The following is a 25,572-nucleotide window of genomic DNA, read 5'->3' on the forward strand; positions in this document are numbered from 1 at the left end:
AGGGGATTCGGCCGGGTGTGCGCGTCGCAAACATCCTTGCCGCGCGCCCGTCCCAGGTACGGCTGACGACAGCCGGATCGCGCCCACCCGCGCTCGAGCCGGCGAAGACGAGAGGTTGAGAAGAGAGAATGTCCGAAACAACTGAACGCAAGTCCACGGCCATCGAGGTCGAACCAGGCGTATTCGAATCCGTCGCGCTGATCGACAACGGGACCTTCGGCACCCGCACCGTGCGGTTCGAGACCGGTCGGCTGGCCAAGCAGGCCGCCGGTTCCGTCGTCGCCTACCTCGACGACGAGACCATGCTGCTGTCCGCGACCACCGCGGGCAAGACCCCGAAGGATCAGTTCGATTTCTTCCCGCTGACGGTCGATGTCGAGGAGCGGATGTACGCCGCGGGCCGCATCCCCGGTTCGTTCTTCCGCCGTGAGGGCCGCCCGTCCACCGACGCGATCCTGACCTGCCGCCTGATCGACCGCCCGCTGCGCCCGTCCTTCGTCGACGGCCTGCGCAACGAGATCCAGGTCGTCGTCACGGTGATGAGCCTGGACCCGAAGGATCTGTACGACGTGGTGGCGATCAACGCCGCGTCCGCGTCCACCCAGATCGCGGGTCTGCCGTTCTCCGGCCCGGTCGGCGGCGTGCGCGTCGCGCTGATCGAGGGCCAGTGGGTGGCGTTCCCGACCGTCGAGCAGCTCGAGGGCGCCGTCTTCGACATGGTGGTCGCGGGCCGGGTCGTCGAATCCGGTGACGTCGCGATCATGATGGTCGAGGCCGAGGCCACCGAGAAGGTCATCGAACTGATCGACGGCGGCGCGCAGGCGCCGACGGAAGCCGTTGTGGCACAGGGCCTCGAGGCCGCCAAGCCGTTCATCGCCCGGCTGTGCCGCGCCCAGCAGGATCTGGCCGAGCTGGCCGCCAAGCCGACCGAGGAGTTCCCGGTCTTCCTGCCGTACGAGCAGGACGTCTACACCGCCGTCGAGGGCACCGCGAAGCGTCCGCTGGCCGAGGCGCTGAGCATCGCGGCCAAGCAGGAGCGCGAGGAGAAGATCGATGAGATCAAGCTCGACGTGCTGTCCAGCCTGGCCGAGGATTTCACCGGCCGGGAGAAGGAGATCGGCGCGGCTTTCCGCTCGGTCACCAAAAAGCTTGTGCGCCAGCGAATCCTGACCGACGGCTTCCGCATCGACGGTCGTGGCCTGGCGGATATCCGCGCGCTGTCGGCCGAGGTCGCCGTGGTGCCGCGGGCGCACGGCTCGGCGCTGTTCGAGCGCGGCGAGACCCAGATCCTCGGCGTCACAACGCTGGACATGGTGAAGATGGCCCAGCAGGTCGACTCGCTCGGCCCGGAGACCAGCAAGCGCTACATGCACCACTACAACTTCCCGCCCTTCTCGACCGGTGAGACCGGCCGGGTCGGTTCGCCGAAGCGCCGCGAGATCGGCCACGGCGCGCTGGCCGAGCGGGCGCTGATGCCGGTGCTGCCGAGCCAGGAGGAGTTCCCGTACGCGATCCGTCAGGTCTCGGAGGCGTTGGGCTCCAACGGTTCCACCTCGATGGGTTCGGTGTGCGCCTCCACCCTGTCGCTGCTGAACGCCGGTGTTCCGTTGAAGGCGCCGGTCGCGGGCATCGCGATGGGTCTGGTGTCCGACACCGTCACCAACGACAAGGGTGAGGACGAGGTCCGCTACGTCGCGCTCACCGATATCCTCGGTGCCGAAGATGCCTTCGGTGATATGGATTTCAAGGTCGCGGGCACCCGTGAGTTCGTCACCGCGCTGCAGCTGGACACCAAGCTGGACGGTATCCCCTCGCAGGTGCTGGCCGGTGCGCTGAGCCAGGCGCACGACGCGCGCACCACCATCCTGGACGTGATGGCCGAGGCCATCGCCACCCCGGACGAGATGAGCCCGTACGCGCCGCGCGTCACCGCGATCAAGATTCCGGTGGACAAGATCGGCGAGGTGATCGGCCCGAAGGGCAAGGTGATCAACCAGATCACCGAGGAGACCGGCGCCAACATCTCCATCGAGGACGACGGCACCGTCTACATCGGCGCGACCGACGGCCCGTCGGCGCAGGCGGCGATCGATCAGATCAACGCCATCGCGAACCCGCAGCTGCCGAAGGTCGGCGAGCGCTTCCTCGGCACGGTCGTCAAGACCACCGCCTTCGGCGCGTTCGTCTCGCTGCTGCCGGGCCGCGACGGTCTGGTGCATATCTCGAAGCTGGGCAACGGTAAACGCGTCGCCAAGGTCGAGGATGTGGTGAACGTCGGCGACAAGCTGCGCGTCGAGATCGCCGATATCGATAACCGCGGCAAGATCTCGCTGGTGCCGGTCGACGAAAACGCCGACGAAGGTACCGAAGCCGAAACTGTCGATGCGGCGGCGGCCGGGACCGAGTAGTACTTGTCTCTGTGACGAAGAAGAAGACGGCAACCCCTCTGCTCCGTGGTGGGCAGGGGGGTTCGGCCCTCCCGTCGCCCGACCACCGTTCCGCACCGGATCGTTCCGCGAGGCAGCAGCAACTGAAGAAGCTGCGCACCGACGACGCGCGCGCCGTCGACGCCGGCATCCGGCGCACGGTGCTACCCGGGGGATTACGGGTGGTGACCGAGCATGTGCCCGGCGTGCGTTCGGCATCGATCGGGGTCTGGGTCGGGGTCGGCTCGCGCGACGAGGGCCGTACCGTCGCGGGTGCGGCGCACTTCCTGGAGCATCTGCTCTTCAAGGCGACGCCGACGCGATCCGCACTGGATATCGCGCAGGCCATGGATGCCGTCGGCGGGGAGCTCAACGCATTCACCGCGAAGGAGCAGACCTGCTATTACGCGCATGTTCTCGATGAGGATCTGCCGCTGGCAGTCGATCTCGTCACCGATGTGGTGTTGCGCGGACTGTGCCGGTCCGAGGATGTCGCGGTCGAGCGCCAGGTGGTGCTCGAGGAGATCGCCATGCGCGACGACGATCCCGAGGATCTGGTCGGTGACGCGTTCCTGACCGCGCTGTTCGGCGATCATCCGATCGGGCGGCCGGTGATCGGTTCGATCGAATCCATCGAATCGATGAGCGCCGCCCAGCTGCGCGGATTCCATCAGCGCCGGTACCGGCCGGACCGGATGGTGGTCGCGGTGGCGGGCAATGTCGAACACGATCACACCGTGGAGTTGGTGTATCGCGCGTTCGCCGACCGGCTGGAGCCCGCCACCGAACCGGCGCCGCGCCGGGAGGGCCGGTTCCGCCCGCACAGCGTGCCGGAATTGCATTGGAGTCACCGCGACAGCGAGCAGGCGCATCTGGCGTTCGGGGTGCGTGCCTTCGGTCGGCACGAGGGTGAACGCCGTTGGCCCCTTTCGGTTTTGAACACCGTGGTGGGCGGCGGGCTGAGTTCGCGCCTGTTCCAGCGGATCCGGGAGGAGCGGGGGCTGGCGTATTCGGTGTATTCGAGCGTCGACACCTTCTCCGATACCGGCGCGTTCTCCGTCTACATCGGTTGCCAGCCCGAAAACCTCGGTAAGGTGGCCGGTTTGGCGCGCGGCGTGCTGGAAGAGGTTGCCGCCAACGGGATCACCGACGCCGAATGCGCCAGGGCCAAGGGTTCGCTGCGCGGCGGACTGGTGCTGGGACTGGAGGATTCGGCGTCCCGGATGAACCGGATCGGTCGCAGCGAGCTCAGCTACGGCAATCATCGCACCGTCTCGGAGACACTGAGCCGGATCGACGCGGTGACCACCGAGGAGGTCACGGCCGTGGCGCGCACGCTGCTGGCGCGGCCGTTCGCGGCCTCGGTCACCGGGCCGTACCGGCGCACCAGGGAGCTGCCCGCGGCGGTGCGGAAGTTGGTCGACGGCGGCTAGTATCCGCGAAAGGCATTGCGGGTCAACATGATTGGGGGTCGGCATGTTGGACATCGAACCGGTCATCGGTCGGGCGCGGATCGCCGAGGAATTGGGTCGTCTGGAGGAGGCGCGCCGGATCCTCGGCGAGGCGCTGGTCGCCGCGCCGAATGAGCCGCGGTTGCTGCAGCGGCTCGCCGACATCGTCTACCAGCTCGAACGGTTTGACGATGCGCTGCGCTACGCGGGGATGGCCATCACCGCGAATCCGCGATCGGTGGACGCCCACCTGACGGCGGCCCTGGCCTACGACGCGCGGCGCGATCATCGAAATGCGGTGCGGCACGCCAGGATCGCGGTGGCGCTCGACGGTGACGGCCGGGGCCTGCTCACCCTGGCCCGGCTACTGGTCAATGCGCCCGCGACCGATGAAACGCGGGCCGAGGCGCGTTCGCTGCTGGAGCGGGCGGTCGAGCAGACGCCCGGCCATGTGCCGACCCTCGCCCACGCCGCCGAAACCTATCGGCGGTTGCGCGACCGTCCTGCGGTGGAACGGCTGATCGCCGCGGGTCTCGCGGTGGATCCGACCAATGCCGGACTGCTGCGGATGCAGGCGCGGATGGAGTTCGAGAGTTCCGAATTCGGCGGGCGCGGCAGGGCGGTCGCGACCCTGCGCGGCCTGCTCGGCTCCCGGCCCGGCGACCGGACGGCGCGCCTGCTGCTTGCCGAAATCCTTTGGCGCGCACTGCTTCGCCTGGTGGCCTGGGCCTGGTTCTACGCCGCCGCGGTCGCCGTGCTTTCGATGTGGTTCGGGCCGTCCGTGCTGCGATTCATGACGCCGGTGCTGTTCTGGATCATTCCGGTGGCGTGGTTCCGGGTGTTCCGGCGGCTGCGCCCGCAATTGCCGCCCGGATATCTGTGGGCCAGGGTGCGGCGGCCCGCGGCGGTGCTCGGGTTGGTGGTCACGGTGGTCGCGAGCCTGATCATGGATCTGGGCGCGGTCGCGCTGCGGTCCTCGACGCTCGTCACCGGCGGTTATCTGCTGTTGATCATCGGTGTGCTCGGCGCGGCGGTGGCGCATCTGCTGCTGATGCTGGCCTGGCTGCGCCGCCGCGGTGACGAGGACGATCGCGACGCGGCATACGAGTATGCGTTCGACGGGCTCGGGCTGGCGCTGGGTCTCGGCCTGGTGCTGACGGGTCTGCTTGCGGCACTGCGGCATTGGTCGCGCGAACCGGCGGCGTTCTGGGCATTCGCCGCGATCTGCTGTGTTGCGGGCGCGACGATGCTGGTGGAGATGCTGATCATCGGCTTGCTGGATTGGGGTGACTGGGTCAGGCCGGTCGCGCACGTCGTGACCCTCGCGGTGGTGCTCGGGCTGGTCGTGCTCGGATTCCGTTGGAGCGCGGGCCATTTGATCGCCGATCTCGGGGACGATCCGGCGGTCGCCGCGCGCCGGTATCCACCGCCCGAATTGCCGAGGTTATTCGCGTTGCCGCCGACCGGCGGATGATTCAGACCGTATCCGGCGCGGCGCGGTTGGCCGCCTCGACGACCGAGGGAATCAGTCCGGGCAGCGCGGATTCCAGCTCCGCGGTGCGCAGGCGCATATGGGTGTGGCCTTCGATGAGGAGTTTTTCGGTCACCCCCGCCTCACGCAGGATTTTGAAATGGTGGGTGGCGGTGGATTTATTGATGGTGTCGTAGAGCGTGGCGCAGCGCATGGGCGTGCCCGCGTTGCTGAGCCGGCGCACCATCTCCAGGCGAACCGGGTCCTGTAACGCGCCGAGCACCACCGAAACCGGGCCGACAGGTGCGGGCCCCTCTTGGGGTGGCGCTGCCTGATCGGGTGTTGTCGATGTGGCGTCCATCATGATCTACCTCACTCAGGGGTTTGATGATCATCGTACCGGCTGTAGGGTCGATGAGGTTCGATCAGCATCAAACTTACCTGATGGGAGCTTCGATGGTAGCGACGACCGCGGCACCTGCCGAGGAACGGACTTCGCAACCGTGGGCCTATGCACTGATCCTGGCCGCGAGCGGCGTTGCCCTCGGCGTATCCGGTGCACCCGCGCCGCTCTACGGCCTCTATCAACGCGAGTGGCATTTCTCGCCGCTCACCACCACCTTCGTCTTCGCCGTTTACGCCGTCGCCGCGCTGGTCGCGGTGCTGGTCTCCGGCCGGATCTCCGATGTCGTCGGCCGCAAGCCGGTGCTGCTCGGCTCTTTCGGCATCATGGTCGTCGGTCTGATCGTCTTCATGTTCGCGCAGTCGGTGGCAATGCTGTTGCTGGCCAGGGCATTACACGGTTTGGCGGTCGGCGCGACGGTGGTCGCGGGCGCCGCGGCGCTGCTCGATCTGCGCCCGCGGCACGGCGCGCGGTCCGGGCAGTTGAGCGGTGTCGCCTTCAATGTCGGCATGGCCGTCGCGATCCTGGGTTCGGCGCTGCTGGCCCAGTACGTGCCGCATCCGCTGCGCACACCGTATCTGGTGATCACCGTGCTGTGCCTGCTGATCGGCGTCGGCGTGCTGGTGCTGCGCGAACCGCACACCGCGCGGGTCAGCGGCCGCATCACCATCGCGAAACCGGCCGTGCCGCAAGAGATTCGCAGCGATTTCTGGTTCGCCGCGATCGGTGTGATGGCGGCCTGGTCGGTGCTCGGGGTGCTGCTCTCGCTGTACCCGTCGCTGGCCGCGCAGCAGACCGGCATCCACAATCTGGTGTTCGGCGGGGCAGTCGTGGCGTCGACCGCGACGGCGGGCGCGACGGTGCAGTACTTCGCCACCGGCGTGCCCGCGCGGTGGGCCGCCATCCTCGGTGACGCCGGAATGGCGATCGCCCTGCTGGCCACCGTGCCCGCACTGGCGACGCACAACTGGGTCGCGGTGCTGGCGGCGGGCGTCGTGCTCGGCGCCACCTTCGGACTCGGGTTCGGCGGATCGCTGCGGCACCTCGCCGAGGTGGTGCCGCAGCACAAGCGTGGCGAGACCATGTCGGCGTACTACCTGCTCGCATATTCGGCGATGGCGCTGCCGACGATCGCCGCGGGCTGGGCCGCCACCACCTGGGGGTTGAGCCGCGTCTTTCCCTGGTTCGTGGTGCTGGTCGCGATCGCCTGCCTGCTCGCCGCCGGTATGGGCATACGGCAGAACCGCCAGGCTGCCGTCGGGTGACGTCGGCCGGGTAGTGAATACCGCGGTGCGCTACCGGTATTCGATCGCCGGATGTCGCGCCCCGGTTCGCCATCGCTGATACGTTGCGGCACAGGATGTTCGGAATTGACATTGCGCCCGGCGCGTCAGCGGGCGGACGATGCGTTCATGATCATGGTGCGGCGATTGACGGAATCCGATTGGCGGACATACCGGGATTTGCTATTGGAGTGCCTACGCTTGGCGCCGTACGCGGCCCGGCTGACCTACGACCAAGCGGTGCAGCGCACCGAATTACAGTGGCAGGCCAAGCTCACCGAGTCGGTGTTGTTCGGCGCGTGGCTGGACGACGTTCCGGTCGGTCTCGCCGGCGGCAAACTGGATGGCGAACTGCCGGAACTGGTTTCGATGTGGGTCGATCCGGTGGCGCGGGGCAAGGGCACCGCCGACGAGTTGGTGCGCGCGGTGCTCGACTGGGCGCGTGACGGTGGGTACGGACAGGTGATGCTGTGGGTGCTCGACGGCAACGAACCCGCCGAGCGGGTGTACCTGCGTAACGGCTTCCGGCGCACCGGGCGGCGCGAGGCGATGGAGCGGGACGCGGCGATGGTTGAGGTCGAGATGGTGTTGGACCTCGGTTCAACTGGACAAGGTTCCAAATCTCAAGCGGCACAACAAATGTGACATAAAGGACCATCCGGTTGGTTTGTGATATCGAGGTCCGTCGATCTTGTCCGCCGCGAGCGACAATCCGGCTACTATGCGCTCATGACATGGGGGAGGTTGGGCGATCGCTTGCACCGCGCGGCACTCCTGCTCGCGGTGGTCACCGTGGTGGTCGGCGGGCTCGGCGTCGCCGCACTCACCTGGTGGGTGTTGTGGTGGGCGTTCGGCGCGAAGGCCGAGACGCCGAATCAGGTCGACCTGACGAAGATCGCGCTATCGGTGGCGGCCGGTGTCGGCGGCGCGGTCGCCCTGGTGGTCGCGTACCGCCGCCAACGCGATTTGGAACGTGGACGTTTCGCGGAGTTGTTCGGCGCCGCGGCCAAACAACTCGGTGACACCGATGTCGCGGTGCGTGTCGCCGGGGTGTTCGCGATGGCCGGGGTCGCCGACGAATTCTCCGCACCCGGCCGTCGTCAGCAGTGCATCGACGTGCTGTGCGGTTATCTGCGGCTGCCCTACGAGCCCGGCGACGGGGCGAACCACCTTGTGTCGCGCAAGGAATCGCGCCCGGATGAGGGCGGTTCGGTCGAGCGGGTCTATCAATACCGGCAGAACGACAGCGAGGTGCGCCGGACCATAATCCGGGTGATCGCCGCCCATCTGCGGCGATCCGCGGATATTTCGTGGTCGCACTGCGACTTCGATTTCACCGGAGCGGTGCTGGAGAAGGCCGACTTCCAGTCCGCGGTATTCGCCGGGCAGCACACCCACTTCACCGGCTGCCGGTTCCTCGGGCCCACATCCTTCGAATACACGACGTTCGACGGGCCGCACACCACATTCCGCGGCGCGGTGTTCCGGGACGGCGCGGTGACCTTCGACAATGCGCTGTTCGGCAGTGCTCGCGCCGAGAAGCTCGAAATCCAGGCGCTCGGAACGACATTCGACGAGGCGGTGTTCGAGAGCTCGGCCTCCTTCGAGAAGTGCGTCTTCCGCGGTCCGCGCACCTCCTTCCTCGGCGCCCGATTCGCCGGCCCGCGAACGGCCTTCCTGGAGGCCAGGTTCCGGGCCGATCGCACCTGCTTCGAGCGAGCCACCATGGACGGTGAGCACGTCACCTTCCACAGCGCCGAATTCAACGGCGGCCAGGTCGTTTTCGCGGGCGCCCAGTTCTACGCGGGCATGATCACCTTCGACGAGGCCCGGTTCGGAACGCCGAACCGGCTGCGCGGCAAGGGATCCAGGGAGACAGACTTCCGCAAGGCCGAATTCCACGGCAGCCTGACCTTCGCCAGAACGGTGCTCGGCGGCCGCTCGGTGGACTTCACCGAGGCGGATTTCTTCGGCGAGATCTCCTTCGAGCACACCAGATTCGCCGCCGGGGAGATCCGCTTCGACCGGCCGAAGGCCTGGGTCGGCATCCATTTCGACTGGGATGACAATCCGATTCGCAAACCCACCGCGGTCAAACCCAATCCATGGCCGCCGACCCCGACCGAACTGAGACGCTGAGCAGGGGCGGCGCTATGTCGCGCCGCCCCGTTTCATTACTCGGGCCAGCCGCCGTATGGCACCGTGATCAATTCCATGAAGTGGCCGTTGGGGTCGAGAAAGTAGACGCCGCGGCCGCCGTCGTTGTGATTTATCTGGTTGATGCCCTGCTGCCGGGGATCGGCCCAATGATCCAGTTGGTAGCGCTGGATCTTGGCGTAGGCCGCATCGAATTCGGCCTCCGAGATCAGGAATGCGTAGTGCTGGGGCTGGATTTCGGTGATGTGCGGCGGCACATTCGCGAAATCGAATGTGACGCCATTGGCCGTGGGGATCGGAATGAACGGCCCCCATGGCTTGCCGACTGTCAAACCAAGGATGTCCGCCCAGAATTCGGCGGTCACCCGGTTGTCACTGCATCCGACAATGGTGTGATTGAACTGTACAGACAGGGGAAATATCTCCTCGAATCGTGACGGCCCCGACCCCGGACCGGTACAAGTCGGCCAACGGGAGCACCGCCACGTCAGTCGAGATTAGTCGGCGATGGCGGAATCGGACAAGTCGATCGGGGGAGTTGGGCCGGTGCCGAGCCGGCCGGCGCGGTAGCGTCGGGGCATGAGGATTCGTGGTGCGGTCCTGGAGCGGATCGCGGCGCCCGCGCCGTTCGCCGAATCGGCGCCGATCACCGTGTGCGATGTGGACCTGGCCGAACCGGGCCCCGGTGAGCTGCTGGTGCGGATCGAGGCGGCCGGGCTGTGCCATTCGGATCTGTCTGTGGTGGACGGCAATCGGGTGCGGCCGGTGCCGATGCTGCTCGGGCATGAGGCGGCGGGCATCGTCGAGCAGATCGGACCGGGCCCGTCCGATCTCACGGTCGGTCAGCGCGTGGTGATGACCTTCCTGCCGCGCTGTGGGGAATGCGCGGGCTGCGCCAGCGACGGCCGGACCCCGTGCGGGCCGGGCAGTATCGCGAACAATGCGGGTGAACTGCTCGGCGGCGGACGGCGATTGCGGCGCGACGGCGCAGAAATCCAACACCACCTGGGTATTTCGGCGTTCGCGACGCATGCGGTCGTCGATCGGCGCTCGGTGGTGCCGGTGGCCGCCGATGTGCCGCCCGAGGTGGCCGCCGTACTCGGCTGCGCGGTGCTGACCGGCGGTGGGGCACTGCTGAATTCGGCGAAACCGGGGCCGACGGACCGGATCATGGTGGTCGGGCTCGGCGGGGTGGGGATGGCGGCGGTGCTGGTGGCGCTGTCGCTGCGCGCCAAGGAGGTGATCGCGGTCGACACCGTTCCGGAAAAGCTGGCGCTGGCAAAGGAACTCGGCGCGAGCGCCGCGCACACCCCGGTCGAGGTGGCCGAGCTCGGCGTACAGGCCGAGGTGGTGGTCGAGGCGGCGGGCAATGTCCGCGCGTTCGAAACCGCGGTCGCCGCAACGGCTCCCGGCGGCACGACGGTCACCGTCGGACTGCCCGCACCCGACGCACGGGCCAGCATTTCACCGCTGGCCCTGGTGGCGCAGGGCCGTTCGATCGTCGGCAGCTACCTGGGTTCGGCCGTTCCGTCCCGGGACATTCCGGAATACGTCCGGATGTGGCGGGAGGGCAGGCTGCCGGTGGAACGACTGGTCTCGGCGCATATCGGCCTCGACGAAATCAACCGCGCCATGGACGAACTCGCCGCCGGGCACGCGCTGCGTCAGGTGATCGTCTTCGGCTGAGCATCGGGCGCATCCATCGCGTCTACGAAACGCGCCAGGAGCCTTGCGAATTCGGCACGCTCGCGGTCGGTCCAGTCCGACATCGCCGCGGCCATCGCGCGGCGGCGGCCGGCGCGGGCCGCGTCCACCAGCGCGCGTCCGTCGGCGGTGAGCCGCAGCACGGACCGCCTGCCGTCGTGCCGGTCCGCGACCCGCTCCAACAGATTTTCCGAAACAGCTTGGGCGACAAGGCGGCTCGCGCGCGGCTGATCCACGCCCAGTGCGGGTGCGAGCGTTCCGACGGTGGCCTCCTCGGCCGCTGCCACCGCGTCGAGCACCCCGAATACGGCGACCGGGACGGGGGAGCGCGCGGCAAGTGCGCCCCGGGTCTGGCGCCGCCGGATTCGCACCATCGCCCGCTCGACCGCCGCGGTGATCGCGTCCTGATCTTCCATACGCCCCTACATTCATGTAAAACTACATTTAGTTGTCATCTTACATGGATTGGTGGACATCATGACCGAACTACGCCCGATCGGCTACTGGCTCAAGGAACTCGATCGGCTGATCAACGCCCGCTTCGAGGCGGATATGGCCGTCGGCGGGCTCACCCGCAGGCATTGGCAGATGCTGAACTCGCTGGCCGATGGCCCACATCCGGCGGCCGAGGTGCGCGACGGGCTCACGCCGTTCTGGACCGAACCGGGCGAATGGGATGCCGAACTCGCCGAGCTGATCCGCCGCGACTGGGTGACCGAGCGGGCGGGCGTGCTCGAGCTGACCGACGCGGGCCGCGATACCCATCGGCGGATGCTCGACCTGAGTGAGCGGCGCCGTGCCGACCTGATGAAAGGGCTGACCGACGGGCAGTACATCGCGACGGTGCGGACGCTGGAGCGGATGGCGGCGAATATGCGCTAGCGCTATGGCTTGCGAGTCGCTAGCCTGAATTGACCAGAGTGGTCAGATTGGTCGAATGGACGGTTGCGATGGCACGCAAACGGAATGACGGTGAGCAGCGGGTCGAGATGGATATCGCCTGGCCGCTCGCCGAGGCCAAGGCCAGGTTCTCCGAGTTGATCGACAGGGTGGAAAGGGAGGGACCGCAGGTGATCAGCAAGCATGGACGTGAGGTGGCCGTTGTCGTCCCGGTCGACGAGTGGCGGCGCAGAAACGTCAGAAAGGGAAGTTTCGCCGAATTTCTCGCCGAGTCCCCGCTGTGGGGTTCGGGATTGAACATCGAGCGTGACAGGTCCGATTCGCCACATCGCGATGTGATCCTGTGACGGCGGCGGTACTGGATCGGACCGGGTTCTTGATTGATACCAATGTCCTTTCGGAGGCCACGAAGCCGCGACCCGATCCCGGTCTGATGGAGTGGCTGCACGCGGTCGACGAGGACGAATTGTTCCTGAGCGTCATATCCATCGGTGAAATACGCCGTGGCGTAGAGCGGCTGCCGGAGAGTAAGCGAAGGGCGCGGTTGACCGAGTGGCTGTCAGAACTGGTCACCGCTCGATTCAACGATCGACTGCTTCCGGTCGACCTGCCGGTCGCACAAGCATGGGGGCGGCTCCGTGCGCGGGCGGACGCCATCGGGCAAAACGTATGTCCGATGGACGGGCTGATCGCCGCGACAGCCGAATCTCACGGGCTCGCCGTTGTCACGCGCAATGGCAAGGATTTTCGAGCGCTGGGTGTTTCGTCGATTAATCCGTGGGAGGCGTGAGTGGTCAGGTGATGCGGTCATGGGGCGGATGCGTCGAGGCCGCCGATTAGGCGTACCTCCGCATTCGTTCCGGCCGTGCGCGGGCTGAGGACGGCTTCGCCGACAGCGCCCATTAGGCTGACCTCATCGGATAGCGGAACTTGGGAGGTGCGGTGACCATTCGGGTCGGAGTGCTCGGAGCACGCGGCAAAGTCGGCCAGGCCATCTGTGCGGCGGTCGAGGCGGCCCCCGATCTGGAGTTGGTCGCCACCGTCGACAAGGGCGATGCGCTGGAGACGTTCACCGCGGCCGGCACCGAGGTCGTCGTCGATTTCACCCATCCGGATGTGGTGATGGGCAATCTGAAATTCCTGGTGGAGAACGGAATTCACGCCGTCGTCGGCACCACCGGATTCGATGCGGCCCGGCTCGACGAGGTGCGCGGCTGGCTGGCGAGCCGCCCGCAGGCCGGTGTGCTCATCGCACCCAACTTCGCCATCGGCGCCGTACTGTCCATGCGCTTCGCCGAACAGGCCGCCCGATTCTTCGAATCCGTCGAGGTCATCGAACTGCACCACCCGAACAAGGCCGACGCGCCCTCCGGCACCGCCTACCGGACCGCGGGATTGATCGCCGCCGCCCGGGACCGCGCGGGTGTCGGCCGCAGTCCCGACGCCACCACCACCGAACTCGAGGGTGCGCGCGGCGCCGACGTCGACGGTGTCCGGGTGCACTCGATTCGGCTGGCCGGGCTGGTCGCACATCAGGAGGTGCTGTTCGGCACCCAGGGCGAAACCCTCACCATCCGGCACGATTCCATCGACCGCACCTCCTTCGTGCCCGGAGTCCTGCTCGGCGTGCGCCGGATCGCCGACCGCCCCGGCCTCACCGTCGGGCTCGACCCGCTGCTGGACCTGTGAACGCCGAAGCGGATCGCACGCGGTCGAACAACGGCCAGGTCGTGCGGATCGTCGCCTTCATCGCGGTGCTGGTGGTGGTGCTCGGGTACTACTTCATCAGGCTCGGCCGAAAAGCGTTCGAGCTCTTCGGATATGGCGATGCCGTGTCGATCCTGCTCGGCATCGGCATCCTGATCCTGCCCTTCATCGGCGTCTGGGTGGTGGCCACCAGCGTGCGGGCGGCGCTCGCCCATCAGCACCTGGCCCGCCGCATCGCCGACGAGGGTCTGGAGCTCGACGTCTCCGAACTGCCCCGCCGCCCGTCCGGCCGCATCGAACGCGCGGCCGCCGACGAACTGTTCGAACAGGTCAAACAGGAATGGGAGGCCGACCCGGACAACTGGCGCAACTCCTACCGGGTGTCCCGCGCCTACGACTACGCGGGCGACCGCACCCGCGCCCGCGCCGCCATGCGCCGCGCCGTCGAACTGGAACGCGTCGAACGCAAGCGCTGAATCCGCGCCGGATTCGTTGCCGCACAGCCGATTCGGTGTCCCGCGCCGCCGTCGCCGCGCCACCCGCTACGCTGCGCGGCATGGGGCGATTCAACCGGACCTACCGGGATGTCGACGGGCAGCGCATCGAGGGGACGTGGCGGCATGTGTTCATCCACAACGGTGACACATATTTCCTGGCCGACCTGAAGATCTACGCGGACGGCATGATCGATTGCTGGGAGCTGGTCAACCTCGACGAGTTCGCGGCGAAGGTGCGCTCCGGCTGGGTCGCGACCAGCCTGCCCGAGGGCGCGCGTGTCAGCGCCCACCATCTGGCGAGTTGGCGGCTGACCGAACCGGCGATGTGGGTGGACGAGGCCGCGCTGATCGGCGAGGTCACCGACGAGATCGACCGGCTCAACGGCCGCCCGGACTCGACCGAACGCTGTTTGGCGGCGGCGCACGCCTACATCGCGGACCGGACCGAGCCGAACCGGATGCGGGTGCGTGCGGCGTACGAGGCGATTCCGGAGCATCTGCGGCTCTACGCGCTGGGCGATATGGACCGCAAGGACGCCCCGTTGCGGGCGCTGTTCTCCGATAACGAATCCGACCGCGAACAAGCCGTCGAATACTTCGCCGCGGCCGAACGCATCACCGAGGAGTGGACGCGGTGGGCGCCCGCCGACGGCCCGGATGAGCCGCTCGCACAGCCGATTACGATCCGCGGCACGGTCTATCGCAGCGGCTGGCCATCGGACCCGGGTTGGGAGGTGCTGCAGAACTCCTACCCCGCACCCATCATGGTCGACGGGCTGACCTATCCGTCGGTGACGCACGCGTACTGGGCGCTCAGCATCGATGACGACGATATCCGTTCGCGTATCGCCGACACTGAAAACCCTTACGAGGCAGAGAAATTGGCGCAGGACGCGCCGCGACGCCCGCATTGGCCCGAGGCCAGGCACGCCGTCATGGCCGGACTGCTGCGCGCCAAATTCCAGCGCTACCCGAACCTGGCCGAAAAGCTGATCGCGACCGGTGACGCGAAGATCATCTCGAACGACACCCTCGGCTCGAAATTCTGGGCCACCCGCCTCGCCCACCTGCTGGAACTGGTGCGCGCCGAGCTGGTCGCCGAACGCGCCGCCATCTCCGTCGAATTCGAATGAGCCGCACGGACTACCCTCGACGTCGTGGCCCGACTGCTGCTCATCCATCACACCCCATCGCCGCATATGCAGGCGATGTTCGAGGCGGTGGTGGCCGGTGCGACCGATCCGGAGATCGAGGGGGTCGAGGTGGTGCGGCGGGCGGCGCTCGCGGTAACCGCCGTCGATGTGTTGGAAGCCGACGGATATCTGCTCGGCAGTCCGGCGAATCTGGGTTATATCTCGGGTGCGCTCAAGCATGCGTTCGACACGTTCTATTACCCGTGTCTGGATTCGACGCGCGGCCGTCCGTTCGGTTTCTATTTGCACGGCAATGAGGGGACCGAGGGTGCGGAGCGGGCGGTGGCGAGTATCACCACCGGGCTCGGGTGGGAAAAGTCCGCGGCGCCGGTGCTGGTCTCGGGGCCGCCGGCCAAGCCGGATCTCGAAAAATGTTGGGAGCTCGGCGCATCGGTGGCCGCACAGTTGATGTCGTGAGGGTATCGTCGCCGCAATTCCATCGGATTGCTGTTATACGATGCCGGGTCGCGGGACGGGTGCGACAACAGTTGACACGTCCCCCCAAATATTGGTGTCTGACCACGTCGAGTGGCCAACCGGCATACTGACACGAACAGTGTTCCGGTGGGGATGTGAACCGAGTAGCTCGGGATTGGAGAGTCGAGGTGACGAGGGCCGAAGGGGGCGAGGGCACCCCACGCCGGATCGGATTGGTGGAAGACCACGAATCCGTCGCGATTGGGCTGGCCGCGATGTTGGCGCCGGAGCCGGACTTGAATCTGGTCTTGACCGCGGGCACCGTGCCGGAATTGCTTGCCGCGGCGGAGGGCGAACCGCAGCTGGATCTGGTCGTACTCGATCTGCGGTTGGCCGATGGGTCATCGCCCGAGGACAATGTGCGCGCGCTGCGCGATCGCGGTATCGAGGTGCTGGTGTTCACCGGCGCGGATAACGCGTTCCTGGTGCGCTCGGCGGCCAGGGCCGGCGTGCTCGGCGTGGTCCGCAAGTCCGAGGATGTGCCGACGGTGGTCGCGGCGGTGCGCCGCGCGGCCTCCGGTGAGCAGGTGGTGACCACCGACTGGGCGGCCGCCATCGATGGCGACCCGCAACTGTCCGACGTGGGTTTGAGCCCGCGCCAGGAAGAGGTGCTGACGCTCTATGCCTCCGGTGAGAAGGCATCCCGAGTAGCGCGGTTGACCGGTCTTTCCGAACAGACCGTGAACGACTACCTCGGGCGGATCCGGCAGAAGTATGCCGACGCCGGTCGCCCGGCTCCGACCAAGACCGACCTGTACAAGCGGGCGGTGGAGGATGGCTGGCTGCCGGTTCCCGAGCGGCATCCGCGCGGGTGAGCACGATGACGACGGGGCCGGGGGCAGGCCGAGAGGATTACGCATGAGCGTGTCCAGCCTGCTGGACACCACCGTCACCCAAACCGCGCTGCTCGACCGATTCCGCATGAACCGGCAGGGTGACGCGGTGGTGTCCGAGGACAATATTTCCGAGGCGGCCTCCGACCGCATCGAGCGGCGGATGGGCCTGGCGATCGGCATCGGCGGCATGTTGGCCGCCGTGGTCGAATTGCCGGAAATCCTGAGCGAGAGCCGGGGTGTCTCGATCGGTTGGACCGCGTTGACCATGGCGCTGGCGTTCGGGCTGTGCCCGGTGGTCGCGGTGGTTTCGGTGGGTATGAGCAGGCGGGTGATCTCGGTGGCGGTCCGCGCCGCGGCCGTCGGCTTCCTGATCGCGATCGCCCTGATCCCGTTCGCGTATATCCAGCCGATGCCGGGCACCCATTACGTCTGGCTGTACCGGGTATTCGCGCTCGGCGTGCTGATGGCGTCGCTGGCCTGGCCGCCGCGAATCGCCGTCGCATATCTGGTGTTCGGCGCCGGGCTGGTCACCATGGCGAACAAATTTGTGACGCAGGGTGGTTCGGGCTGGTCGCTGGCCGGCGATTTCAGCAGGGCGATCGGTTTGGCCGCCCTGTTCCTGTGGTGCGCCATCTATGCCAGGGCGGCCGCGGCCCGGGTCGACCGGGAGTCCGCGTTGGAGAGCAGGCGGGCGGCAGCGGCGGCGGGCGCGGCCGCCAGGGATCGTGAGCGCGCGCGTTTCGCCGCGCTGATCCACGACGCGGTGCTGTCCACCCTGTTGGACGCGTCGCGGGCGGGTACGGAATCGCCGGTGCTGCGCAAGCAGGCCGAGCGGACCCTCGAACAACTCGACGAATGCCGGGTCGGCGATATCGAACCCGATCGGCTCGACGCCCAATCGGCGATCGGTTTCCTGCGTTCGGCCGTGTTGGAGGTGAATCCGGGTATCCGCTTCGCCGCGCGCCGCTGGGCGGGCTTCGACGATCTCCGACTGCCGGTATCCGCGGCGGGGGTGATCGCGGCCGCGCTGGCCGAGGCGGTGCGCAACAGCCTGCGCCACGCCACGGTGGCGGGCCGTCATGTGCAGCGCAGCGTCACCGTGACGGTGAGCGCGGGCGGTATCCGCGTCGTATTCCGGGATGACGGTGCGGGTTTCGATCTGAGCCAGGTGCCGGCCGACCGGCTCGGCATCTCGGTGAGCATTCTCGGACGGATGCGTCAGCTCGCGGGCGGTGCGGGTTTCGTGGAGTCGGCGCCCGGCGAGGGCACCACCGTGACCTTGGTGTGGGGCAGTGATGGGTGAGGCGGACAGCGAATTCGGGCTGCGCGATCTGCTCGGATTGCGGGACCGATCGGCCTGGCTGTTCCTCTTGATGCTCGAGGCGACCATCGCGCTGTACATGGTTCGCAATTTCGCCGAATCGCCGCTGGTGCTGGCGGTGGCCGCGCTCGGGCTGCTCGCGCTGGCCGGGGTGTTGGTTCTGGTGCTTCCGATAGATCCATTGCCTTGGCCCGCAACGATTTTCGTAATGACCTCGGCGCCGGTGGCGACGGCGCTGACCACCGCGGCGATCGATCATTCGACGTCGAGGCAGGTGTGGACGGCCTTCGCATCCTCCTATGTGCTCGCGGTGCTCGTGCTGCGCGGCCGGGTCGGTGCGGCGTGGGTCGGCGTCGGCGGTGTCGCCGCGGTGATCCTGGCGGTGAGCCTGGTGGGCGGCACCCGGCCGGAATTGCTTGTCGGGTCGGTCGTTCCGCTTGTCACGGTGACGGGTATCTCGCTGTTCGCGGCGATCATGCGACCGACGCAGCGTCAGCTGCGACTGCTGCGCGAGGAGGCGACCATGCGGGCCGCCGCGGAGGCGACCATGGCCGCTGAGCAGGGTGAGCGCGATCGGCAGCTGGCCCGCCTCGACAAGGTGGCCCGCCCGATTCTGGAGCGGATCGCCGACGGCGCCGAACTCAGCCCGGCGGAGCGCGAGCAGTGCCGGCTGCTGGAGGCCGAACTCCGCGACGGGCTGCGGGCCCCGCAACTGGTGTGCGACGAGCTGAACAGCGCCGCCCGCGGCGCGCGCTCGCGCGGCGTCGAGGTGGTGCTGCTCGACGACGGCGGTTTCGCCGGAGTACCGCGCTGGGTGCGCCAGCAGGTGATCGAGGCGGCGACCCACGAACTCGACGCCGCCAATACGGGTTCGGTCACCATTCGGGTGCTGCCGGTGGGCAGGCGCATCCTGGCCACGGTACTGGCGAACTCGCCGGAACAGGATCGCCGCACCGAAATCGATGCGGCGGGTGCGGTCACCGTCTCGACCTGAGTACTTGTCGGTGGCCCGTGGCATCGTTGCTGGGATGCGAGTGATGAGTGCGGCGGCCGCGCGACGGACCGCGTTGGCCGCGCAGGGGTTCGGTCGGCGCAGACCTGCGGCCGCGACCCGGCGGGCGGTCATGGACGTTTTGGGCAGAACTCAGCTGCTGCAATTGGATTCGGTGTCGGCGGTGGTGCGGGCGCACTATGCGCCGGTGTTCAGCAGGATCGGCGCCTACGATCGGGCACTCCTGGACGAGGCGGCGTGGCGCGATGGCGCCCGCCGCCCGCGCAAACTGGTCGAGTACTGGGCGCATGAGGCGGCGCTGATTCCGGTCGAGGACTGGCCGCTGCTGCGCTGGCGGATGGCGCGCTACGAGCACGGTCGCTGGGGCGGTGTGCAGTCGGTGCTCGACCGAAATCCCTCGCTGGGCAAGGATATTCTCGAGGTGATCGCCGAATTCGGCGCGTGCACCGCGGGCGAGGTGGAGAAGCATCTGGAGTTGGACCGGCCGCGGTCGAAGGGTTCGTGGTGGAATCGCAGCGATACCAAGGTGGTAATCGAGGCGATGTTCGCCTACGGCGCCCTCTCGGTGGACAAGCGGGTCGGCTTCGCGCGGCACTACGATCTGGTCGAGCGGGTGATCCCACCGGATATCCTGTCCCGCAAGGTATCCGAGGACGATGCGGTGCGCGAGCTGGTGCTGCGCGCGGCCACCGCGCACGGCATCGGCACCGAGGCCGATCTGCGCGATTACTACCGCCTGCATCGCTCGCAGACCGAGCCCGCCATCGCCGACCTGATCGATGCGGGCGAGCTCATTCCGGTCACGGTGGAGGGCTGGGATAAGCCCGCCTACCTGCGCACCGGTGCGGCGACCCCGCGCCGGATCGAGGGTGCGGCGCTGCTGTGCCCGTTCGATCCGCTGATCTTCTTCCGCCCGCGCACCGAGCGCATCTTCGACTTCCACTACCGGATCGAGATCTACACACCGGAACCCAAACGCGTGCACGGATATTACGTATTTCCGTTCCTGCTGGACGGCGAGCTCGTCGGCCGAGTCGACCTGCGCGCCGAGCGCGCCACCGGCCGACTGCTGGTGCCGGGCGCGTTCGCCGAACCCGGCCGGTGCACGCCGCGGACGGCCGAGGCGTTGAACGGCGCGCTGCGCGAGCTGGCGGATTGGCTGGAGCTGGACGAGATCGTCGTCGGCGAGCGCGGGGATCTCGCTGCGCTGCTTTGAAATCCGTTCGGCTGGTGTGAATCCGTTCGAAGGCGTTGCGAGAAGGTGGAATTCGCCCGAAGTGCGCTCGAAAAGCGTTGCGGGGCAGCGTATTCAGCCGCCGAGGCGGACGGTCGCCGATTCAGTTGTCGCGGGGAAAGTTGCGCCGCATCTGTTCGCGCAGCGCGCCGTTCACCGCGCCGGACAGCCACGAATTGAGCGACTGCCCGCTCTGCGCCGCCGCCTCCTCGGCGCGCGCCTTGAGCTGCTCCACCAGGCGCAGCGTCACCCGGCTGATATCGCCGGTCATCTCCTCGAAACTCGGATGGTCGTCGGCCGAGGTGGCCTTGGTCTCGCGCACATCGACGATCGCATCGGTCCCGTCGAGTGCGACGCGGACGGTGTGATCGTCGAGGGCGCCGCTGATTTCGGCGGCCAGCTCGGACAGCGCGGCGAGCAGCACCAACCGCGCCGAACTCTCCGTGGCCGCGGCCAGGGCGGCGGCTGTGGCCTGCGTCTTCTCATCGCCGAGGGCCGCGGCCGACTCCAGATCCGCGCGTAGGCGGTCGGTGTATTTGCTCAGATCCATGACACCAGTGTGACGTCATAGGTGATGTCATTCAAGGAAAGTCTTGATGTCACGGTGCCGTCGAAGCAATGGCCGAAGCAACCGCCCCTGTATCTGATTTGCGGCGTTCGGGGGCCCTCCGTGGTCACGCTCCGCTTCCGCCTCCGGGCCCTGACCTCACGCCGCGTGTCGAGACGGATCCGACGACCGGGTAGCCTTTCCGACCATGACGATCGGTGATTCGACGCAGACAAGGCTGCGCGCGTCAGGCACGGTAGGTGTCGCGATGGTGACCCCGTATACGGCCGAGGGCAAGCTCGATGTCGACCGTGGCGTCGCGCTCGCGGCGCGACTGGTCGATCGCGGCGTCGATCTGCTGGCGATCTCGGGCACCACCGGAGAATCGCCGACGACCACCGATTCGGAGAAGTTCGATCTGCTGCACGCCGTGGTCGACGCGGTCGGCAAGCGCGCCACCGTGATCGCGGGCGCGGGCACCTACGACACCGCGCACTCCGTCGAGCTGGCCCGCAACGCCCAGCGCGCGGGCGCCCACGGTTTGCTCGTGGTGACGCCCTATTACTCGCGCCCTACCCAGGAGGGTTTGTTCGCGCACTTCACCACGGTCGCCGACGCCACCGACCTGCCGGTCACCCTCTACGACATCCCGCCGCGCTCGGTGATTCCGATCGCCACCGAAACGCTGCGCCGTCTCGCCGAACATCCGCGCATCGTCGCGGTGAAGGATGCCAAGGGCGACCTGAACGCCGGTGCGGGCCTCATCGCCGACACCGACCTGACCTTCTATTCCGGTGACGACGGGCTCAACCTGCCGTGGCTGTCGGTCGGCGCGGCCGGATTCATCAGCGTCATCGGACATCTCGTGCCCGAGCGGTTGCGGGCGCTGCACGCGGCGTACATCGCGGGCGATGTGGTTCGCGCCAGGGAGATCAACGCGAGCATGCTGCCGCTGAACGCCGCGATGGCGCGCCTGGGCGGTGTCGCGTTGAGCAAGGCCGGACTGCGCCTGCTCGGCATCGAGGTGGGCGAGCCCCGCCTGCCGCAACTCATGCCGACATCCGAACAACTCGACGCGCTGGCCGCGGATCTGGCCGCGGCGGAGGTGCGCGCGTGAGCGACAATGGTGACCTAGTGGCGCGCAGGCCGCGCCGGACCGCGACCCGCACCGCCGGTCCGCCCGCGCCGCAGTCGGAGCGCTTCGAGCGGGCCGCGCAGGCCGAAAAGTCCGCCGCCGCACCGCATGCCGAGGCCGCGATGCATGCCGAACAGGCGACGCCCGATAAGCCCGCGCAGCGGACCGAACCCAGGAAGGCTAGGTCCAGGGCCAAGGCCGCCGAACCGAAAATGTCTGCGCCGAGCGGTGATTCGGCCCCACAGGGGAACGGGCAGTCGCGCAGGGGGCGCGGCCGCCAGCCCGGTCGGCGTGCCGAACAGCCGGTGGCGCAGCAGGATTCGCGGGCCGCGGTGGCCCCGCAGGATCGGCTCGGCGCACCGCCGCCGCTGCCCAAGAACGGCCTGCGCGTCTTCGCGCTCGGCGGTATCGGCGAAATCGGCCGCAATATGACCGTTTTCGAATACGGCGGCAAACTGCTCATCGTCGACTGCGGCGTACTGTTCCCGGAGGATCAGCAGCCGGGTGTCGACCTGATCCTGCCCGACTTCCGGGCCATCGAGGACCGGATGGCCGATGTACAGGCCATCGTGCTGACGCACGGTCACGAGGATCACATCGGCGCGGTGCCGTTCCTGCTGCGCATGCGCGGCGATATTCCGGTGGTCGGCGCCAAGTTCACCCTCGCGCTGGTCGCGGCGAAATGCCGGGAGCACCGCCAGCAGCCGAAGCTCATCGAGGTGATCGAGGGCCAGAGGACCGAGCACGGCCCGTTCGAATGCGAATACTTCGCGGTCAACCACTCCATCCCGGACGCCATCGCGGTGGCCATCCGCACCCCGGCCGGTGTCGCACTGCATACCGGTGACATCAAACTCGACCAGTTGCCGCTGGACGGGCGGCTCACCGATCTGGCCGGCTTCTCCCGGCTGGGCGACGAGGGCGTCGACCTGTTCCTGGTCGACTCCACCAATGCCGAGGTGCCCGGTTTCGTGACGCCGGAGCGGGAGATCGGCGGCGTGCTGGACAACGTCATCGGCAAGGCGCGCAACCGGGTGATCGTCGCCTCGTTCGCCAGCCACGTGCATCGCATCCAGCAGGTGGTCGACGTGGCCCAGAAGTACGGGCGCAGAGTGTGTTTCGTCGGCCGCTCGATGGTCCGCAATATGCAGATCGCCCAGGACCTCGGCTATCTGACGGTGCCCGACGGCGTGGTCGTGGACCTGGACGTCGCCGCGACGCTGCCGGGCGACCGGCTGGTGCTGATCTCGACGGGTTCGCAGGGCGAGCCGCTGTCCGCGCTGTCCAGGATGGCGCGCGGTGACCACCGCCAGATCAATATCCGCGCCGACGATCTGGTCGTGCTGGCCTCCTCGCTGATCCCCGGCAACGAGAATTCGGTGTTCGCGGTGGTCAACGGCCTGGCCCGGCTCGGGGCGACGGTGATAACGCAGCAGAATGCCAAGGTGCACGTCTCCGGTCACGCGTCCGCGGGTGAACTGCTGTACCTGTACAACGCGGTTCGGCCCACCAACGCCATGCCGGTGCACGGCGAATGGCGGCATCTGCGCGCGAACGCGGCGCTGGCCGTCGCCACCGGTGTGCCCGAGGAGCGGGTGGTGCTCGCCGAGGACGGTGTGGTTGTCGACCTGGTCGACGGCATCGCATCGATCGTCGGCCGGGTGCCGGTCGGGCATGTGTATGTCGACGGGCTCTCGGTGGGCGATGTCGGCGAGTCGACGCTGTCGGACCGGTTGGTGCTCGGCGAGGGCGGTTTCATCGCGATCACCGTCGCCATCGACGAGACGACGGGTAAGGCGGTGAGCACGCCGGAGGTGAACGGTCGCGGCTTCTCCGACGATCCGACGGCGCTCACCGAGGCCGCCGAGCTGGTGGAGGCCGAACTGCTGCGGCTGGCCACCGAGGGCGTCACCGATACGCACCGGATCGCGCAGAGCGTGCGCCGCGTCGTCGGTCGCTGGGTGGCCGAGACCTACCGGCGCAGGCCGATGATCGTGCCCACTGTCATCGGGGTTTGAATATACGAAAGCCGCTGGGAGACAAGATCTCCCAGCGGCTTTTCGGTTAGTCGCTCACTCCTGGCAGGCGGCGGACTCGATCTTCGCGGTCTTCACGATGTTGCAGGCGAACACGTGCGAGACCTTCCATTCCTTGCCCTCGGCGATGAATTCGATGAACGAACCGCCCTCCAGCGGCTTGCCGTCGATGGTGACGTCGGCGTCGGCCTTCAGCTTGCCGTCCTGCGGCGGGTTGACCTTGGTGACGGTGACCTTCACCTTGTTCTTCTTCGCCGCCTCGACCAGGTTCTGCACCAGGTACGGATCCTGTTCGGCGGCTTGGATCCAGGAGATCTTCTCCTTGTTATCGATCGACGAATCGAAGGCCTTGGAGATGCGGTCGTTGAGTTGCTGGACGGTCGGCGTGTCCAGGTTCGGCGGGGCGGGCGTGGTCGGCGCGACGCCGGTGGCCTTGTCACCCTTGTCGGAGCCGCCCTGGACATCGCCCGCGCCGGACGGCTTGGCCGAGCTCGTGGTCGTCGCCGAATTATCGGAGGTGCTGCACGCTGCGCCGAAGCAGAGCGCGGCCGCGCCGAGCACCACGGCCACGGCCGTGCGGAAAGTACGGTGTTTCACGAAAATTCCTCTCGATCCCAGCTCAGCCGTGGTTGGACGTGCAGTTCCAGTGCACGATGGCGGCACCCGCGTTGTTGTACGACAGCGCCCTGTTCTGCGCGCCGAGCCTGGAGGCCGCATAGCCCCAGCTCCAGGTGCCGGTGCTGCGCGAGTAGGCGACCGCGCCGCAGCCGTTGGCGAACCATTCGACGGCCTGGCAATCCGCCTGGCCGCACTGGCTGACCGCCCGCGACTCCGCGGTCCCCGAATCCGCGTAGTCGTACGAGTAGCCGATGTAACCGGTGGAGTACGAGATGGCGATGGCGCCGTAGTAGTAGCCGGCCGCATTGGCCTGCGGCGCGCTGACCGCCAGCGTGGCGCCTGCCGCGGCTACCATGGCGGCCGCACCGGTGACGAATTTCCGCAAAGGAAGGACTCCCCTCTGTATTGACAGGTCCACGACCCTGATGGACCGAGTAGTCAAGGTACAGAGCCGGTCCAGCAAACGCCACCCCGGATATTCGGGTGGGCGTGACGGTTCCGGGCGAATCGGGCATTCCGGAATCGGCCTCCGACCGGCCTGCCCGCTGGATAGTCTCGTCCGGTGGAAGGCAAGGCGCAACTCAACGGTTTGGTGGTGCTGTACGCATACCTGCAGCGAATCTTTATGTACGACAAGGTTATTGCCGGTTTAGGCGCGGCGCCGGTAGCGGGGGACGGCTGGGATTGGCCCGCTTGTTTGGACGAGGTCGGCGTCGTCATCGGGCGGTTCGATCGGCTGGCGGGCCTATCGGATCCGGATGTGACAAGGTTGCTGGACATTCTTCGCGAGGTTCGCGACGCCATGCGGCGCAGGCGACCCGATCCCGACGCATCGCTGCCGGAACGGCTCGCCGCGGTGGCCGGTGATCTGCACGGCGGCATGCACAGCAACGACGGAATCGTCTTCTGGGGCGAAACTTTCGATGCCACCGTGGCCGACCGGTATCGCCAGCGCACGCGCACCCATCGGTCGATGGTCAATACCATCAACGGCTATGTCGCGAAGGCGACCGACGGCGGCGTGCTGACCGCCGACGATCTGGCCAGGGTCGATGCCTGGTTCACCAAGGTATGCACCGGATCGCCCGGTATCGAGCGCGATCTCGCGCGGGCGGGGGAGCTCCTGCGGGGAAATTGCGCGCGCTGAACCTGTTTCGTACCTCC

Annotated in this window: 27 protein-coding genes; 21 read left to right on the plus strand and 6 right to left on the minus strand. The window is 67.6% G+C overall.

What is annotated here, in order from left to right; all coding sequences use genetic code 11:
• Positions 1–128: 128 nt before the first annotated feature.
• The 3 genes from LGY53_RS10275 (at position 129) to LGY53_RS10285 (ending at position 5,351) form a co-directional block, all read left to right on the plus strand.
• Entirely contained in the window at positions 129–2,408 is a 2,280-nt protein-coding gene (locus tag LGY53_RS10275; protein WP_225726422.1) for a polyribonucleotide nucleotidyltransferase, read from the plus strand.
• A gap of 122 nt (positions 2,409–2,530) precedes the next feature.
• Positions 2,531–3,859: a pitrilysin family protein gene (locus LGY53_RS10280; RefSeq protein ID WP_225726777.1), complete on the plus strand. Its 1,329-nt coding sequence runs from the start codon at positions 2,531–2,533 to the stop codon at positions 3,857–3,859.
• Positions 3,860–3,902: 43 nt separating this feature from the next.
• Positions 3,903–5,351 (plus strand): lipopolysaccharide assembly protein LapB, encoded by a 1,449-nt coding sequence (locus tag LGY53_RS10285; protein ID WP_225726423.1) that lies wholly within the window; start codon positions 3,903–3,905, stop codon positions 5,349–5,351.
• A 1-nt stretch (position 5,352) separates the two neighbouring features.
• On the opposite strand, the gene LGY53_RS10290 is transcribed toward LGY53_RS10285, so the two are convergent.
• Entirely contained in the window at positions 5,353–5,709 is a 357-nt protein-coding gene (locus LGY53_RS10290) for a helix-turn-helix transcriptional regulator (RefSeq protein ID WP_225726778.1), read from the minus strand.
• Between the two features lie 95 nt (positions 5,710–5,804).
• Here LGY53_RS10290 and LGY53_RS10295 point away from each other — a divergent pair, with 95 nt between their 5' ends.
• The 3 genes from LGY53_RS10295 (at position 5,805) to LGY53_RS10305 (ending at position 9,173) form a co-directional block, all read left to right on the plus strand.
• Positions 5,805–7,016 (plus strand): MFS transporter, encoded by a 1,212-nt coding sequence (locus LGY53_RS10295; protein ID WP_225726424.1) that lies wholly within the window; start codon positions 5,805–5,807, stop codon positions 7,014–7,016.
• 105 nt (positions 7,017–7,121) lie between these two features.
• Complete coding sequence (locus LGY53_RS10300; protein ID WP_225726425.1) at positions 7,122–7,679, plus strand: GNAT family N-acetyltransferase; 558 nt, start codon at positions 7,122–7,124, stop codon at positions 7,677–7,679.
• Positions 7,680–7,763: 84 nt separating this feature from the next.
• Complete coding sequence (locus tag LGY53_RS10305) at positions 7,764–9,173, plus strand: pentapeptide repeat-containing protein (protein WP_225726426.1); 1,410 nt, start codon at positions 7,764–7,766, stop codon at positions 9,171–9,173.
• Between the two features lie 35 nt (positions 9,174–9,208).
• On the opposite strand, the gene LGY53_RS10310 is transcribed toward LGY53_RS10305, so the two are convergent.
• Complete coding sequence (locus LGY53_RS10310; RefSeq protein ID WP_225726779.1) at positions 9,209–9,604, minus strand: VOC family protein; 396 nt, start codon at positions 9,602–9,604, stop codon at positions 9,209–9,211.
• A gap of 166 nt (positions 9,605–9,770) precedes the next feature.
• On the opposite strand from LGY53_RS10310, the gene LGY53_RS10315 reads away from it, so the two are divergent.
• Complete coding sequence (locus LGY53_RS10315) at positions 9,771–10,877, plus strand: alcohol dehydrogenase catalytic domain-containing protein (protein WP_225726427.1); 1,107 nt, start codon at positions 9,771–9,773, stop codon at positions 10,875–10,877.
• On the opposite strand, the gene LGY53_RS10320 is transcribed toward LGY53_RS10315, so the two are convergent.
• Positions 10,856–11,311, minus strand: coding sequence for a MarR family winged helix-turn-helix transcriptional regulator (locus LGY53_RS10320; protein WP_225726428.1), 456 nt, complete (start codon positions 11,309–11,311; stop codon positions 10,856–10,858). The genes LGY53_RS10315 and LGY53_RS10320 overlap by 22 nt on opposite strands.
• Before the next feature lie 61 nt (positions 11,312–11,372).
• Between LGY53_RS10320 and LGY53_RS10325 the strand changes: the two genes are divergently transcribed.
• The 11 genes from LGY53_RS10325 (at position 11,373) to LGY53_RS10375 (ending at position 20,054) form a co-directional block, all read left to right on the plus strand.
• Entirely contained in the window at positions 11,373–11,777 is a 405-nt protein-coding gene (locus LGY53_RS10325; protein ID WP_225726429.1) for a hypothetical protein, read from the plus strand.
• A gap of 68 nt (positions 11,778–11,845) precedes the next feature.
• Positions 11,846–12,142 (plus strand): type II toxin-antitoxin system Phd/YefM family antitoxin, encoded by a 297-nt coding sequence (locus tag LGY53_RS10330; protein ID WP_225726430.1) that lies wholly within the window; start codon positions 11,846–11,848, stop codon positions 12,140–12,142.
• Positions 12,139–12,585, plus strand: coding sequence for a type II toxin-antitoxin system VapC family toxin (locus tag LGY53_RS10335; protein WP_225726431.1), 447 nt, complete (start codon positions 12,139–12,141; stop codon positions 12,583–12,585). Before LGY53_RS10330 ends, LGY53_RS10335 begins: the two co-directional genes overlap by 4 nt.
• A gap of 152 nt (positions 12,586–12,737) precedes the next feature.
• Positions 12,738–13,484: a 4-hydroxy-tetrahydrodipicolinate reductase gene (dapB, locus tag LGY53_RS10340; protein WP_225726432.1), complete on the plus strand. Its 747-nt coding sequence runs from the start codon at positions 12,738–12,740 to the stop codon at positions 13,482–13,484.
• Positions 13,481–13,978, plus strand: coding sequence for a hypothetical protein (locus LGY53_RS10345; RefSeq protein ID WP_225726433.1), 498 nt, complete (start codon positions 13,481–13,483; stop codon positions 13,976–13,978). The genes dapB and LGY53_RS10345 overlap by 4 nt, the downstream gene beginning before the upstream one ends.
• Before the next feature lie 80 nt (positions 13,979–14,058).
• Positions 14,059–15,132 carry an NADAR family protein gene (locus LGY53_RS10350; RefSeq protein WP_225726434.1) on the plus strand — a complete coding sequence of 358 codons (1,074 nt, stop codon included), beginning with the start codon at positions 14,059–14,061 and terminating at the stop codon, positions 15,130–15,132.
• 24 nt (positions 15,133–15,156) lie between these two features.
• Positions 15,157–15,609 carry a flavodoxin family protein gene (locus tag LGY53_RS10355; RefSeq protein WP_225726435.1) on the plus strand — a complete coding sequence of 151 codons (453 nt, stop codon included), beginning with the start codon at positions 15,157–15,159 and terminating at the stop codon, positions 15,607–15,609.
• 188 nt (positions 15,610–15,797) lie between these two features.
• On the plus strand, positions 15,798–16,484 hold the full coding sequence (locus tag LGY53_RS10360) for a response regulator transcription factor (RefSeq protein ID WP_225726436.1): 687 nt from the start codon (positions 15,798–15,800) through the stop codon (positions 16,482–16,484).
• 43 nt (positions 16,485–16,527) lie between these two features.
• Positions 16,528–17,808 (plus strand): ATP-binding protein, encoded by a 1,281-nt coding sequence (locus LGY53_RS10365; protein ID WP_225726437.1) that lies wholly within the window; start codon positions 16,528–16,530, stop codon positions 17,806–17,808.
• On the plus strand, positions 17,801–18,820 hold the full coding sequence (locus LGY53_RS10370) for a hypothetical protein (protein WP_225726438.1): 1,020 nt from the start codon (positions 17,801–17,803) through the stop codon (positions 18,818–18,820). Before LGY53_RS10365 ends, LGY53_RS10370 begins: the two co-directional genes overlap by 8 nt.
• A gap of 34 nt (positions 18,821–18,854) precedes the next feature.
• On the plus strand, positions 18,855–20,054 hold the full coding sequence (locus LGY53_RS10375) for a winged helix-turn-helix domain-containing protein (RefSeq protein ID WP_225726439.1): 1,200 nt from the start codon (positions 18,855–18,857) through the stop codon (positions 20,052–20,054).
• Positions 20,055–20,175: 121 nt separating this feature from the next.
• Here LGY53_RS10375 and LGY53_RS10380 read toward each other — a convergent pair whose 3' ends face one another.
• The gene (locus LGY53_RS10380; RefSeq protein WP_167476708.1) at positions 20,176–20,622 is read right to left on the minus strand and encodes a toxin-antitoxin system HicB family antitoxin; all 447 of its coding nucleotides are present in this window, start codon (positions 20,620–20,622) and stop codon (positions 20,176–20,178) included.
• A gap of 205 nt (positions 20,623–20,827) precedes the next feature.
• Between LGY53_RS10380 and dapA the strand changes: the two genes are divergently transcribed.
• Positions 20,828–21,736, plus strand: coding sequence for a 4-hydroxy-tetrahydrodipicolinate synthase (gene dapA / locus LGY53_RS10385; RefSeq protein WP_225726440.1), 909 nt, complete (start codon positions 20,828–20,830; stop codon positions 21,734–21,736).
• A gap of 230 nt (positions 21,737–21,966) precedes the next feature.
• Complete coding sequence (locus tag LGY53_RS10390) at positions 21,967–23,772, plus strand: ribonuclease J (protein WP_255663930.1); 1,806 nt, start codon at positions 21,967–21,969, stop codon at positions 23,770–23,772.
• Between the two features lie 54 nt (positions 23,773–23,826).
• Here LGY53_RS10390 and LGY53_RS10395 read toward each other — a convergent pair whose 3' ends face one another.
• Both LGY53_RS10395 and LGY53_RS10400 read right to left on the minus strand, forming a co-directional pair.
• Entirely contained in the window at positions 23,827–24,387 is a 561-nt protein-coding gene (locus tag LGY53_RS10395) for a hypothetical protein (RefSeq protein WP_225726441.1), read from the minus strand.
• 22 nt (positions 24,388–24,409) lie between these two features.
• Positions 24,410–24,793 (minus strand): DUF4189 domain-containing protein, encoded by a 384-nt coding sequence (locus tag LGY53_RS10400; RefSeq protein ID WP_225726442.1) that lies wholly within the window; start codon positions 24,791–24,793, stop codon positions 24,410–24,412.
• 177 nt (positions 24,794–24,970) lie between these two features.
• On the opposite strand from LGY53_RS10400, the gene LGY53_RS10405 reads away from it, so the two are divergent.
• Complete coding sequence (locus tag LGY53_RS10405) at positions 24,971–25,555, plus strand: hypothetical protein (RefSeq protein ID WP_225726443.1); 585 nt, start codon at positions 24,971–24,973, stop codon at positions 25,553–25,555.
• The last annotated feature ends 17 nt before the right edge of the window (positions 25,556–25,572 follow it).

The sequence above is a fragment of the Nocardia sp. JCM 34519.1 genome (genome assembly GCF_020361265.1).
Classification (GTDB): domain Bacteria; phylum Actinomycetota; class Actinomycetes; order Mycobacteriales; family Mycobacteriaceae; genus Nocardia; species Nocardia arthritidis_A.

What these genes read in the sequence shown, in the direction of transcription:
- LGY53_RS10275 (WP_225726422.1), top strand. Translation starts at nt 129, where the DNA reads ATGTCCGAAACAACTGAACGCAAGTCCACGGCCATCGAGGTCGAACCA.
- LGY53_RS10330 (WP_225726430.1), top strand. Translation starts at nt 11,846, where the DNA reads ATGGCACGCAAACGGAATGACGGTGAGCAGCGGGTCGAGATGGATATC.
- LGY53_RS10365 (WP_225726437.1), top strand. Translation starts at nt 16,528, where the DNA reads ATGAGCGTGTCCAGCCTGCTGGACACCACCGTCACCCAAACCGCGCTG.
- LGY53_RS10370 (WP_225726438.1), top strand. Translation starts at nt 17,801, where the DNA reads ATGGGTGAGGCGGACAGCGAATTCGGGCTGCGCGATCTGCTCGGATTG.
- LGY53_RS10290 (WP_225726778.1), bottom strand. Translation starts at nt 5,709, where the DNA reads ATGGACGCCACATCGACAACACCCGATCAGGCAGCGCCACCCCAAGAG.
- LGY53_RS10285 (WP_225726423.1), top strand. Translation starts at nt 3,903, where the DNA reads ATGTTGGACATCGAACCGGTCATCGGTCGGGCGCGGATCGCCGAGGAA.
- LGY53_RS10375 (WP_225726439.1), top strand. Translation starts at nt 18,855, where the DNA reads ATGCGAGTGATGAGTGCGGCGGCCGCGCGACGGACCGCGTTGGCCGCG.
- dapA (WP_225726440.1), top strand. Translation starts at nt 20,828, where the DNA reads ATGACGATCGGTGATTCGACGCAGACAAGGCTGCGCGCGTCAGGCACG.
- LGY53_RS10325 (WP_225726429.1), top strand. Translation starts at nt 11,373, where the DNA reads ATGACCGAACTACGCCCGATCGGCTACTGGCTCAAGGAACTCGATCGG.
- LGY53_RS10295 (WP_225726424.1), top strand. Translation starts at nt 5,805, where the DNA reads ATGGTAGCGACGACCGCGGCACCTGCCGAGGAACGGACTTCGCAACCG.
- LGY53_RS10380 (WP_167476708.1), bottom strand. Translation starts at nt 20,622, where the DNA reads ATGGATCTGAGCAAATACACCGACCGCCTACGCGCGGATCTGGAGTCG.
- LGY53_RS10390 (WP_255663930.1), top strand. Translation starts at nt 21,967, where the DNA reads ATGTCTGCGCCGAGCGGTGATTCGGCCCCACAGGGGAACGGGCAGTCG.
- LGY53_RS10305 (WP_225726426.1), top strand. Translation starts at nt 7,764, where the DNA reads ATGACATGGGGGAGGTTGGGCGATCGCTTGCACCGCGCGGCACTCCTG.
- LGY53_RS10320 (WP_225726428.1), bottom strand. Translation starts at nt 11,311, where the DNA reads ATGGAAGATCAGGACGCGATCACCGCGGCGGTCGAGCGGGCGATGGTG.
- LGY53_RS10315 (WP_225726427.1), top strand. Translation starts at nt 9,771, where the DNA reads ATGAGGATTCGTGGTGCGGTCCTGGAGCGGATCGCGGCGCCCGCGCCG.
- LGY53_RS10350 (WP_225726434.1), top strand. Translation starts at nt 14,059, where the DNA reads ATGGGGCGATTCAACCGGACCTACCGGGATGTCGACGGGCAGCGCATC.